This is a genomic window from Paenibacillus macquariensis, from assembly GCF_900156375.1.
In the GTDB taxonomy this organism is placed as follows: Bacteria; Bacillota; Bacilli; order Paenibacillales; family Paenibacillaceae; genus Paenibacillus_AQ; species Paenibacillus_AQ macquariensis.
The window spans coordinates 146073-159270 of the sequence record NZ_FTNK01000013.1 but is presented as its reverse complement, the minus strand read 5'-3'; the positions used below and the strand labels follow the sequence as shown (position 1 = coordinate 159270).

11 protein-coding genes and 1 pseudogene are annotated in these 13198 nt (G+C 39.5%); 11 read left to right on the top strand and 1 reads right to left on the bottom strand.

Going from position 1 to position 13198, the window contains the following annotated elements:
- Positions 1 to 932 precede the first annotated feature (932 nt).
- From BW961_RS20800 to BW961_RS20785, 4 genes and pseudogenes are all read left to right on the top strand, one after another.
- Complete coding sequence (locus tag BW961_RS20800) at positions 933 to 1829, top strand: GNAT family N-acetyltransferase (protein ID WP_169810352.1); 897 nt, start codon at positions 933 to 935, stop codon at positions 1827 to 1829.
- 82 nt (positions 1830 to 1911) lie between these two features.
- Positions 1912 to 2154: a DoxX family protein gene (locus BW961_RS20795; protein ID WP_068591357.1), complete on the top strand. Its 243-nt coding sequence runs from the start codon at positions 1912 to 1914 to the stop codon at positions 2152 to 2154.
- A 273-nt stretch (positions 2155 to 2427) separates the two neighbouring features.
- Complete coding sequence (locus BW961_RS20790; RefSeq protein WP_068591359.1) at positions 2428 to 2637, top strand: hypothetical protein; 210 nt, start codon at positions 2428 to 2430, stop codon at positions 2635 to 2637.
- A gap of 18 nt (positions 2638 to 2655) precedes the next feature.
- Positions 2656 to 3489, top strand: a pseudogene (locus tag BW961_RS20785) (RHS repeat-associated core domain-containing protein); the annotation flags it as partial.
- Between the two features lie 597 nt (positions 3490 to 4086).
- On the opposite strand, the gene BW961_RS20775 reads toward BW961_RS20785, so the two are convergent.
- A complete protein-coding gene (locus BW961_RS20775; RefSeq protein WP_068591365.1) occupies positions 4087 to 4962 on the bottom strand; it encodes a LysR family transcriptional regulator in 876 nt (291 codons plus the stop codon).
- A 124-nt stretch (positions 4963 to 5086) separates the two neighbouring features.
- Between BW961_RS20775 and zwf the strand changes: the two genes are divergently transcribed.
- The 7 genes from zwf (at position 5087) to BW961_RS20740 (ending at position 13194) form a co-directional block, all read left to right on the top strand.
- Positions 5087 to 6586, top strand: coding sequence for a glucose-6-phosphate dehydrogenase (zwf, locus tag BW961_RS20770; RefSeq protein ID WP_068591367.1), 1500 nt, complete (start codon positions 5087 to 5089; stop codon positions 6584 to 6586).
- A 77-nt stretch (positions 6587 to 6663) separates the two neighbouring features.
- On the top strand, positions 6664 to 7323 hold the full coding sequence (fsa, locus tag BW961_RS20765) for a fructose-6-phosphate aldolase (protein ID WP_068591369.1): 660 nt from the start codon (positions 6664 to 6666) through the stop codon (positions 7321 to 7323).
- 59 nt (positions 7324 to 7382) lie between these two features.
- Complete coding sequence (gndA, locus tag BW961_RS20760) at positions 7383 to 8801, top strand: NADP-dependent phosphogluconate dehydrogenase (RefSeq protein ID WP_068591371.1); 1419 nt, start codon at positions 7383 to 7385, stop codon at positions 8799 to 8801.
- A gap of 258 nt (positions 8802 to 9059) precedes the next feature.
- A complete protein-coding gene (locus tag BW961_RS20755; RefSeq protein WP_068591373.1) occupies positions 9060 to 9827 on the top strand; it encodes an ABC transporter ATP-binding protein in 768 nt (255 codons plus the stop codon).
- The gene (locus BW961_RS20750) at positions 9814 to 11745 is read left to right on the top strand and encodes an ABC transporter permease (protein ID WP_068591375.1); all 1932 of its coding nucleotides are present in this window, start codon (positions 9814 to 9816) and stop codon (positions 11743 to 11745) included. The genes BW961_RS20755 and BW961_RS20750 overlap by 14 nt, the downstream gene beginning before the upstream one ends.
- A gap of 22 nt (positions 11746 to 11767) precedes the next feature.
- Entirely contained in the window at positions 11768 to 12124 is a 357-nt protein-coding gene (locus BW961_RS20745) for a YxeA family protein (RefSeq protein ID WP_068591377.1), read from the top strand.
- A complete protein-coding gene (locus BW961_RS20740) occupies positions 12121 to 13194 on the top strand; it encodes a DUF418 domain-containing protein (RefSeq protein ID WP_068591379.1) in 1074 nt (357 codons plus the stop codon). Before BW961_RS20745 ends, BW961_RS20740 begins: the two co-directional genes overlap by 4 nt.
- Positions 13195 to 13198 lie beyond the last annotated feature (4 nt).

Here is a 13198-nt window from a genome sequence, read left to right as displayed (position 1 = left end):
ACTAAGGAATGGTCGATATCCAATTCTTTACCTACACTCTTGTAGCTCATTCCCTTTTTGAGATAGAGATTGACTGCCTTTTTCTTAAATGTAACATCGTAAGTCTTCCTAATTTCGCCCATAAAAAAATCCCCTCCATAATAGACAGATTAATCGGCTTGCTTTTTTCTGTCTACTATAAGGGGAGCATATCACGGTATCCTGCTCTTTTTATTAAGCTAACGGGCAGGATAGTTTAGTTACTTCTCGAATACTTTTATAAATAAAGTATAAGGTGGTGCAGGATTGGACTTCATTCTCATAGTCTTTTCTTTAATCATTTCAACGATATTATCTATCTTTATAATGAGGAACAGAAAAAGCAAACGGCAAGGTATGTTATTAGTTTTTGTCATCAACGCGTTAATATTGGGATTAGCATATTGGTTTCTGTACAACTTAGACCAGGAATCAAGATTGTTTGGAATTGATTTTCATAGTCGTTATACATTAGTAGTGTCCATCCCAGTAATAACTTGGATTAACTTTATTATTCTCTCTTTTGATAGAAAAAGGGGAGTAAGAGCAAAAGTATAAAATGCTATTCCATTTTTGTTGTGTGCTGTGATTTATTAATCGAATTTGAACTAACTAACGTATTTGATGTACGGATACATTCATCAGTTTTGAAATTTCACTAATTGTGATATGCTCGTTCATTTGCGACACTCCAGTCGAATTGTTCATAGGTTTACAATAAACCTTAGGTCTGACCTAAGGTCAAGTGAAACATGGGATTTTATTATATTGTAGTAAATCTTATATGGTAGACGATAACCTTGTCAGCCAGATTGAAAAGCAGAATCAGTAGCCGTTGAAGTGGAATGCATGTAGGGTTGGGGCGAAAACACGAAAATGATCACATTAAACGAAGTAAAGAGAGGTTCGTACTTATGACAATGACGTTTAGGAAACTAAGTGAGCTATCGATCGAGGAAAATGTACGTATTTGGAATCTAGGATTCGAGGGCTATTTTATACAGATGATCATGACGATTGAGGCTTTTATGACTAGGAGTGTTAACGAAGGACTTTCCTTGGAGAATTCACTCGCTATTTATGTGGATGGTGAGCCTGCAGGGTTTGTAATGAATGGATTTCGTGACGTAGATGGAAAGAAACTGGCATGGAACGGTGGGACAGGTATTGCGCCTGCATTTAGAGGGCAGGGCATTGGCAGAGCGCTCATGTTAAGAAATCTAGAGTTGTACCGAGAACAAGGCGTGGAGCTTGCGATACTTGAAGCGCTCACCCAGAATGAGAGTGCGATTAAGCTATATCAGTATGTGGGGTATGAAATTACGGATCGATTAATGATTTTACAACATATGGGTACAATAGATCCCCAATTACTGGAGCGATCTGCTGTGCATCCCTTTTCTATCACCATAGGATTGCCCCGTGATGTATATGCGCTAGACTTCTATCGAGGCTTATCTGCTTGGCAGACACAATGGCCTAGCATGAAGGAGGGTGAATCTTTAATCATTAGACAAGATAGCGAGCCTGTATGCTATGCATTGTATAAGCGAACTTTTGATCAAGAGGGTAAATTGGTAACCATTACGCTCTATCAATGTGAGGCCCTTCCTGGGCGGGAAGATGCAGAGGAGATTTATAAGCTTGCTCTCGGTGAACTGTTCGCCCCGTTAGACTATGTTTGCAGACGAGCGACAGCTAACCTGCGTATATCCAATCAACCTCTGAACGACCTATTGTTAAAATTAAGTTTTACAACAAATGTTGAGCAAGTTCTCATGATGCGAAATATGGAAAGTGAATTGACCTAATCTAATTACAGCATTGTCGTCAAAATTGCCATAGCCGAGGACCTGCCTTGATATTCTAGTCTACACTGTGACATGAAACCAAATGAACCTAGGGAATGTAGAGGCTTGGTTTGGATCTTTGGGTTTACCTGGATTATTGGCTTATGGGGTGGCTACACTTGAACTCGGTGGAGGTATCATGCTGATTATTGGGCTCTTTACGAGGTATGTATCAGCTATATTTACATTCATTCTTATCGGAGCGATGGGACAACGAAACTTTCTGCAGGGTTACTCGGAAACGACCAGATGGCAGGATATGAGATGGACGTGTCTTTTATGTTAGTGACGATTTATTTGACTGCTGCTGTTAGCCATCCGATGGGAACTTATATTGATATTGGAGGTATTCACCTACAATCTGCATAAAAAGTTGATCTATTTATTTGTTAAAGATCAACTTTTTATTGTACTGAGATAAAGTGAGAAGAGACACATTGTAGGGAGATTAATGACATTAATGTGGGCACTTTATTGTCATTTGTAAGAGGACAAGAACATATACCTAATCAAATCCGCGCTTGACGCGGCTTTTGTGAATTTGAGGTGAAAAACAGCTATGAAAAATAGAAACGTAACAGGTATTGTATTGGCCGTAATTTATTGTATTGTCCTTTTTGAGATTTTAATTGATGCACCCCCTGGTGAAGCTCCAAATAATCCGCTATGGGCATACGCAATGATTCCACTTGGAGCTGTTGTAATTACCTCTCTCTTTGATTTTGTGATCAAGTTCGATTTGTTCGATTTCTTCAAAAAAAAGAAATAGTACTCGTATGACGAATGGGGTAATATTCGTTCTCAATCCGAGGGAGTCACTAATGCATTTAAGTATGCAGGAGAGATGTATGATTCAGAAACAGGTTTGTATTATCAGCGAGCCAGATATTATGATCCGAGCATTGGAAGGTTTATCAATAAAGATAGATTTGAAGGAGATATTACTAACCCGCTTACACTTAATCAATATGGGTATGTTCATAATAACCCATTAACCTTCATCGATCCTACGGGCCATTTTGTATGGTTTGCTACTGCTGCCATAGGAGCATTGGTTGGTAGGGGTATCTCTGGGGCGAGCAATGTTGTATCTCAATTAAAATCAAATGGTTGGAATGTGAAAAAGACAGTTCAAAAATTCAATAAAAAAGAACTTGCCATTAGCGTTGGATCAGGGATTGTTTCTGGAGTATTAGCTGGTTCAGGTATAGGCTTACTGGGAAGTATTGGTGCAAATGCAGTGATTTCTGCCACCTCATACGCAGCTACGCAAAAGGTGAATCATCAGAAGATAGGTTATGCAGACTTAGCGTTTAATGCAACCATTGGTGGCATAGCAGGTAAAATGGGAGGAGCAGGTGCGCTTACTAAACAAGTAAAAGCATATGCTTCTGGCGTGAAAGCTGCATTAACACAAAGTGGTCGAGCGGCCAATAAAATGATGGTTGAAAGTGCTGCTTATAAGTCACTGAAAACAAATATATCAAGAACTGGACTTACTTCTACATTTTCAACGGCTTCATCGATAGCATATTCGTATAAATCGTCTTTATCTAAATCACATAGTTCGCCAAGTAAACCAACAAGGTCAACTTCTAACAAACACAGTTACAGTTATTAAAGAAGTTAATTCAACAATGCCCACAAAAACTAAATAATACTGGTTTTTGTGGGTGGAATGGAGAAATTACAAAAAAATGGATTCCATAATAATGTTTATTTTTTCATTTTGGATTACTGGATTCTTTTTATCTACAAATAATGATGGGGCTTTTTCTATTATTGTTTCTAGATGGTTAAACTTAGTGTTGTTTTTTAGGAATAAGAGCTCTCGGGTTTTGCTTTCAGCAATTCTGTTACAACTACTTCTTTACATTACTATTATCGTATTAAGTGTATTATCCATGATTTACGAGCTTACAATTGAGAGGATTGAATTCATATCATCAAAAATTTTTAATATATTTATAATTATTTATGGGGTTATTATTTTTGGTGACTTAATCTTAGCCTTCTTGCGTAAAAGGAAATAAATCTTTTTAATTACCGAATTTGTTTCTTAATATAAGCAGGTTGAGTATATTTGCAAATGAAGAGGCTGTCCCGAAGTCATTGTTGAAATGGCTAGGGACAGCCTTTTTTTATTGAAGAAATATAAGTGGTGCGAGAGGAGGAGTCAACATCCAATCGTTTCTAACGGCGTAAGCTCGAAATAATACTATTTCACAAGCTCAATAAACTTGCTTGCTGCATTGGAAAGTGGCATGTTGCGCATAATCATGAATCCCACTTGGGAAGGGGGCATCTTGATGTCGAGTTGAATTTCAAAGAGGGAACCCTCTTCAAGTTCTTTGGAAATGAATTCTTTCGTGACGTAAGAGATTCCAAGGCCTTTGCTAGCTAACTCAATGAGAAGATCGACGCTTCCCACCTCAATTTCAGGTTTGATCTGATAACCGTAGCTTTGAAATAGTTCCGTGATCGCCATGCGTACCCGGCTATTACGCGAGAATAGAATGATAGGGTACTGAAGTAGTCGTTCCAGTGAGAGTACCTTGCCCTTAAGCTCTGCATATCGTGGCCCCGCAACAAAGCAATCCTGCAACTCAATGCCCTTCATCACTTCTATCTGGGAATCGACGATGGGCAGACGAACGACGCCTAAATCGATTTTTCCTTCTTTCAAGAATGCGATGGTTTCTGGTGTTGTCCCATGATTGAGATGCAATTTGATGCTGGGATGCTTCTGATGATAGCTTTCTAAGTAAGGAAGGATATAGTGCTTGAACAACGAATCGCTACCACCGATCCGTAGCTCGCCGCTATCTAGATTTTTAAGTGAGGCCATTTTTTCTTCTGCTAAAGAGATTAGGATCTGAGACTTCTCGATATAAGAATAGAGGGTTACGCCTTCCGGCGTTAAGGTAACACCTTTGGAATTTCGGTAAAACAAGGTGAGGCCGAAACTTTCCTCCAGTTGTTTGATGGCGTGGCTGACACTTGGCTGAGTGATGAACAATGATTTGGCGGCCATAGATAAGCTTCCTGTCTTTGCGGCCCAATAGAAAACTTTGTATAGTTCGTAATTGATCATAGACGTGGTCTATAGCTCCTGTAAAATATATTGATTACCTGTATAGGTCTTATTCGTATTATAGTGTATTAAAGAAATAGAAACCAGAGCTAACAAAGAAGCTCTGTTGGAAGGAGCAATACAAGTGGAGGCTACTACGTTTGTCTTATTTGGAGCGACAGGGGATTTAGCAAAAAGAAAAATTTACCCTGCTTTGTTTAATTTGTTCATTGATCAGAAATTACCTCAATTCTTCTCTGTCATTGGTCTTGGAAGAAGAGAGTTATCCAATAAAGCTTTTCAATCAAATGTCGAGCAATCTCTTCATATGTTCTCTAGACGGGAAGCGACAGATCCTATTATAGTAGAACAATTCTTAAGTGCATTCCGCTATAGTGTTCTCGATGTAGGACATAAGGAAGATTATCAGACACTGCTTCAATTGATTGAACAGCAGGAACAAGAGCTACAAGTTGCACCGAATCGCATGTTTTATTTGTCCGTAGGACCTGAATTTTTCGAGACGATTACTGCTAACATCCATGAAAGTGGACTTGGTTCTACGGATGGTTGGAGACGTCTGGTGATTGAGAAGCCTTTCGGCCATGATTTGCAGTCTGCTCGGGAATTGAATAAGAATCTAAGCAAAGCTTTTACAGAAGATGAGATATTTAGAATCGATCATTATCTCGGCAAGCCGATGGTACAGAAACTTGAAGTATTGCAGAAGAGCAATCCGGTTCTTAAGGCATTGTGGGACAATCGGTACATTGCTAACGTCCAAATCACAGCGAATGAAATCGTAGGTGTTGAAGAAAGAGCAGGCTATTATGATCATGTGGGTGCTGTAAGAGACATGTTCCAGAACCATATGCTGCAATTGCTCATGATGCTAACGATTCACCTTCCGAATAACAGCACTGTAGATAATGTTCGTTATAAGAAGAAGCTGGTGATGGATTCGCTAGAGGCGTTGAGGAAAGAGGATGTTGGATCGCACGTTATCCGCGGACAGTACGCGGCAGGAACGATTCAAGGAGAACCGGTGGTAGGTTATACATCGGAACCAAACATTGCTGCAACATCAAGAAACGACACATTTATCGCAGCCAAGCTGCAAATTGACGATTATTTCTGGCGGGGCGTTCCTTTTTACATCCGCACAGGCAAAAGAATGAAGGACAAATCGACACGAATCGTGATCGAGTTCAAAGAACCATTGAAGCAGTCCGGGGCAAACGATGATAATGCATTGCCTAATCTTCTCGTATTTGAAATCAGTCCTAATGAAGGCATTGTACTTCAATTGAATTCAAGAGATCCTCTACACAAAGGGGAGTTCAAGCCCTTGAATATCGATTTCCATGAGAGTCAAGGCAATGTGCCGGAAGCTTACGAAAATTTGATTTGCGACGCTTTACAAGGTGATTCTACGTTCTTCGCACATTGGGATGAAGTCGAGTTGTCTTGGCAATGGGTTCAACCTATCTTAGAGGCATACGAAGAGAACACAGTACCACTTCATCTTTATGAAGCTGGAACCTATGGTCCTTTAGAATCCGATGAGCTGTTGAAGCAGGACGGCTATCATTGGTGGTTCGACGAGAGTAAAGTGGCTGAAGTAAGAACAGAAGTCAGCGTATAGTAGGAATGTCTTTTCGAAGTTAGGTACGTGTATACAAGTAATATAAATGATAGCTATGGAAAACGGAGGTAATGACGATGAAATTTTTTATCGATACTGCAAACCTGGTAGATATCAAAAAGGCTTATAAAATCGGTGTATTATCCGGTGTTACGACAAACCCATCTTTGGTTGCTAAAGAAGGCGTGAAATTCGAAGATCGTATCGCTGAGATTTTACGTGAAGTACCAGAGGTGGAGTCAGTTTCAGCTGAAGTGACACCAGATGCAGAAACGGCTGAAGACATGATCGCGCAAGCGAATGAATTGATTAAAATCAATAACTATGACAAGAACATCACCATTAAGCTTCCGATGACGTTGGCAGGTTTAGAAGCATGCCGTTACCTAACGAAGAAGGGTGTGAAAACAAACGTAACGCTGATCTTCACCGTGAACCAAGCACTATTGGCTGCTCGCGCTGGCGCGACTTATGTTTCCCCGTTCCTTGGTCGTTTGGATGATATTTCGGAAGACGGTGTTCTGCTTGTCTCGAGAATCGCTGAATTGTTCCGTACGCATAAGTTGGATGCACAAATCATTGCAGCATCTGTCCGTCATCCCGATCATGTGACACGTGTAGCCATGGCTGGCGCGCATATCGCAACCATTCCTTTCTCAGTCATCGAACAAATCTCCAAACATCCTCTAACGGATCAAGGTATGGAGAAATTCGCTGCCGATTGGGCAAACAAATAGCGTAACTTTATATCACACTTTACTTTACTATATAGAAGCTTAAAGGAGAGTTATTCAAAATGAAGAAACAACAAATTGGCGTCGTTGGTTTGGCTGTTATGGGTAAAAACCTAGCCATGAATATTGAAAGTAAAGGGTTCTCGGTAGCCGTGTATAATCGTTCTGCTGAGAAAACAAATGAACTACTGGCAGAAGCGCAAGGGAAAGATTTCGTCGGCACATACAATATTGAGGAATTCGTTCAATCTTTAGAGATTCCACGTAAAATCCTCATCATGGTTAAAGCAGGTCAACCGACGGATGATACCATTAATCAGCTTGTACCTTTCCTAGATCAAGGGGATATTCTGATCGACGGCGGAAATGCTTATTTCCCTGATACGCAACGTAGAAATAAAGATCTTCAGGCGCAAGGATTCCGCTTCATCGGCGCGGGTGTTTCTGGTGGTGAAGAGGGGGCATTGAAGGGCCCAGCAATTATGCCAGGTGGGCAAAAAGACGCGTATGAGCTGGTAGAGCCGATTCTAACAGCCATTTCGGCTAAGGTAGATGGCGAACCTTGTTCAACGTATATTGGAGAAGACGGCGCTGGCCATTATGTCAAAATGGTTCACAACGGCATCGAATACGGCGACATGCAACTTATCGGTGAAGCTTATCACCTACTCAAAGATGTGTTGAACTTAAATACAGCTGAACTACATGATATTTTCACAGAATGGAACCAAGGTGAACTAGATAGCTATTTGATCGAGATCACAGCTGATATCTTCAAGAAGACAGATCCAGATACAGGAAAACCGATGGTCGATGTCATTCTCGATTCGGCTGGGCAAAAAGGAACTGGTAAATGGACTAGCCAAAGCGCATTAGACTTAGGCGTGCCATTGTCCATCATTACGGAGTCTGTGTTTGCAAGGTTTATCTCTGCAATGAAAGAAGAACGCGTAGCAGCAAGCAAGCTGTTGAGTGGTCCAGCGGTATCAAGCTATGACGGTGACCCGAAAGAATTCATTGAGGCTGTTCGCAAAGCGCTATATACGAGCAAAATTGCTTCTTATGCACAAGGATTTGCACAAATGAGAGCTGCATCAGATGAGTATAAATGGGATTTGAACTATGGCCGTATTGCGATGATATTCCGCGGTGGATGTATTATCCGTGCAAGATTCTTGCAAAATATTAAGGATGCTTATGATCGCAATCCAGATCTGAACAACCTGCTCTTGGACGAATATTTCAGTAAAATCGTTGATAACTATCAAGAAGCTTGGAGAAATGTCATAGCAATTGGCGTGACTAGAGGAATTCCGGTTCCTGCATTTGCTTCTGCGTTAGCTTATTATGATAGCTATCGATCAGAGAGACTTCCGGCTAATTTACTTCAAGCGCAAAGGGATTATTTCGGCGCACATACATTCCAACGTCTTGATAAAGAGGGAAGTTTCCATTTCCAATGGATGGACAATAACGAATAAGTATAAGCCTTATCGAACGATTATTTAACGATACAAATAGGCACTCCTTGTGGCTGGTCATGAAATGTATTACTTCATGATTAGCCAACATAGGAGTGCTTTTAATTTTTTTTCTTCTGAATTTAGGTAAGTTAGTGGTGTAACCGTCTACCAATTATTTTACCATTACATAGTTTAAGGTTTATGTAAGGTTTAAATTAAAAGGGTGTAAGATGGGCAAATTATAATTGCTTTAATAGGAGTTAACAGGAGGCAATTATGAAACCCATATTAAAAGCTATAAACGTGCAAAAAGTGTTTGGTGTCAAAGGTAACGTATACAAAGCATTGGAAGATATTAATTTAGAGATTCAAGAAGGTGAATTTGTTGGGATCATGGGTCCATCGGGTGCCGGCAAATCAACACTGCTCAATATATTATCAACCATTGATGTGCCATCATCAGGCGATATTATCATCGATGACCAGAACATTATCCAGATGACAGAGGAACAATTGTCTGATTTCCGTCGCAATAAGCTAGGATTTATTTTTCAAGATTACAACTTACTTGATACGTTAACGGTAAAAGAAAATATTGTACTCCCACTTGCCTTGTCTAAGGTACCTGCAAAGGAAATCGAAGAACGCGTTAATGTAGTCGCAGATACATTTGGGATTGGAGAAATTCTAGATAAATATCCCTACCATATATCTGGGGGTCAAAAACAACGGACAGCAGCTTCTCGAGCGATTGTTGCCAATCCGAGCTTAATTCTGGCTGATGAGCCAACAGGTGCACTAGATTCAAAGTCGGCTACAGATTTACTCGAAAGCTTAAGCTCATTAAATGACAAGAACAAATCAACCATTATGATGGTCACTCACGATGTGTATGCAGCTAGTTTCGCTAAGAGGGTTTTATTTATTAAAGATGGTCGGATTTTTACAGAAATTCATAAAGGACAGATGTCACGCAAGGAGTTCTTTCGCACAATACTAGATATTCTCGCTTCGCTCGGAGGTTCTGATCATGACGTTATTTAGCATTGCAAGAAAGACGATTCGGCAAAATTTCAGTAATTATTTTCTCTATTTTGCATCGATGATATTTAGCATAGTGATTTACTTTGTATTCGTGTCATTAAAGTACGATCAGACGATTCAGGCAACTTCTGACACTTCACCCAAAATCAACTCCGTATTTAGCGGGGCGGCAGTCGTCTTAATTATTTTTGTAGCTGTTTTCATTTGGTATTCTAACTCCTTCTTTACAAGGAAACGGAAAAAAGAAGTGGGTCTGTACTCGCTACTTGGTGTACGGAAGAAGCAAATAGGTCGCATGCTCTTTTATGAAAACTTCATCATGGGATGTCTGGCCCTTATTGTCGGGATTCTGTTGGGTTCGGTCTTATCGAAGTTTTTTGTGACGATTCTCATGAAGATCATGGGGTATAACGCCATTGTGAATTTCACCATTTCTCTAGAAGCGATCATTAATACGATTATTGTGTTTATGATTATTACGCTCATTACATCGTTTCATGGCTATCGATTGATTTATCGTTTTAAATTAATTGAACTATTTCAGGCAGATAAAGAAGGGGAGCAAGAACCGAGAACATCGTTTATCATAGCCTTGTTGTCCATCTTATTGATTGGAATCGGCTATTGGCTCGCGTTACAGAACATGCTAGATTCAGCGATATGGCGGAAAATAGGGTTCCTAGTTACACCGCTCATCATAATCATTACCGTGATACTAGGTACGTATCTCTTATTTAGTAGTCTAACGGTGTATTTATTAAAGGTATCAAGAAAGAACAAGAAGAAATATTGGAACGGAATTAACTTGATCGGGACATCGCAGCTTTTATTTAGAATTAAAGGTAATGCACGTACGCTCACCATTATTGCAGTGCTTAGTGCAACGACGTTAACAGCTGTTGGAGCGGCGTATAGTTTGTATTACAACAATAGAAGTAATGTGGAAATGGCTGATCCGAGTAGCATGATGTTTATTGCGGAAGACAACAACATAGCTGAACAAGTAAATGGCATGATTACAAACAGTAAAGATCATGACCTTATCTACCACGAGGCGCTTTCTACCCTTCAAGTAGATGCAGACGTAACCAACCTTAATAGTAAGTTCTATAGTGATGAAATGATCTATACCGTGGTTTCTAACCGTGATTTCAATACAATAGCTAAATTGCAAGGAAGAAATGATGTGCTATCACTACAATCAAATGAAGCTGCTGTCTTAGACGCTATGTACTCAGAACAGATGTCGCCTGTATATGTCGGTGCAACGATTTCTTTAAAGATAAATGATCGCAAAGAGAATGTGACATTTAACCATTTGAAGAAGTATAGTATTTTCAATTATCGCACTGCGGGTACTACGATTGTTGTCAGTGATGAATTATTTGCGGGGTTAGCCAAAGAAATCCAACCAGAAAATATGCTGTTATATAAAATCACAAATGAAGATAATGCAGAGCAGTTAACAAAGGATGTTCAAGCGATCATGCCGGATGAAGCAAGGTTTTCTAGTTTCTATGCGGATTATGCTGCGGGCCTAGAGTCATCAGGATTATTGATTTTCATGGGTGGATTCTTAGGGTTAGTATTCCTAACGGCAACAGGAAGTATCATCTATTTCAAACAATTAACAGAGGCGAACTCTGACAAAGAGCGCTATGAAATTTTGCATAAAATCGGTGTGAATAAAAAAGAAATTCGATTAGTTATTGCTAAACAAATGGCATTCATCTTTGGATTACCTTTGATTGCGGGAATAGCCCATTGTGCTGTGGCATTAACGGCTTTATCGCGATTGTTACAAATCAACTTAGTTATTCCAGTGATGATCTGTATGGGCGTATACACATGTATTTACATCGCTTATTACTTCTTGACGGTCAATGCTTACTACAAAACAGTAACGAAAACAAAATAAAGGTTAGTAAAGGGGAAAAATAATGAAAAAGTTAATCATATTTGTATCAGTAATCGTTGTGATGGTCGTGGGGGCTTTCTTTTTTCTACAAAATGTTAATATAAACAGACTAGGGACAGACAATTATTATGTTCAAATTATAGGTAAAGGTGAGAAGTTTGAAAGTAAAGCAAATAATGGGGAGAAATTCGTGCATTATGAATACACGTTACCTGGATTTAATGAAGATGGCGTAGAGAAAGAGTTTACTTTTACAAGTAGTAAGCAACTTCGTGAAGAAGCCTACTTAAATTTGTTCGTGAAAGACGAGGAAGTTAAATCTTATAAAGAGGTTAAACTTGGGGATATTTCAAGTGCGGCTCAGGAAAAGCTGAAATGAATCCATCCATACCTCAAAAACAAAGAATTATTTCGTTAGATATTATTCGTGGACTAGCATTATTCGGCATCATGTTTATCAATGTAAGGGGATATATGCTTATCATGGAAGGAACGCTAATACTTGATTACAGCGGTGTTAATGGCGTAATTAAAACACTTATAGCCATGTTTGTGGAAAAGAAGTTCTTTTCTATCTTTTCCTTTTTGTTTGGCGTAGGATTTTATATATTTGCTTCACGTGCTGAGAAGCGGGGCGATAGACCGAGATGGCGTTTTACAAGGCGATTGATAGCTCTCTTTGTAATAGGAATTATCCATGTGCTGTTTTTCTGGGGCTCTATCTTAGCTATTTATGCAGTGGTCGGCCTGCTGCTCCTTCCTTTTTATCGTGCTCAGGTTGCTACGATCAGTAAATGGCTTGGGGGTATAATAGGTATTTACTTGCTTTCGCTCCTTACGAAGATTACATTTGGGGGAGCAGGGGCTTTAACAGGAGTGCTGGAATTTATTATTTCAGACGTTACATTAATTTTTATTATGTTTCTAGCGGGATTTCTGGCAGCGAAGGCAGACTGGATTCGTCGTATCAGCGATTTGAGAAAGAAAATCAAGTGGATACAGATGAGTATGTTGCCTATATGTATTGGTTGTTCAATTTGGATTTGGGTAGCTTTTCAAAGTGGCGCAGAGAATCTTCCTCAGATTATTGCTTTAGGGACAATTCCGATGGTCATATTATATTTAACAACGATGTTCACGGTATTGGAGAATGAGAAAGTCCAACATTTCTTCATGCCCGTTTCGCGTGTAGGTCAGATGGCTCTAACTAATTATGTCGCACAAAGCTTTATAGGATTAGCTATCATCTCATTCATGAATCTTGAAGTGGTTTCACCTATACATGCTGTCATCATTTCTACTCTAATATTTGCGTTACAAATAGTGTATAGTGTTGTGTGGTTTAAATTCTTTAAGATGGGACCATTAGAGAGAGTATGGCGGTTCATGACATATGGGAGAAATGGAAGAGTCAGAATAAATACAGTTATCCCTACGAAAGACAACTGAGAAT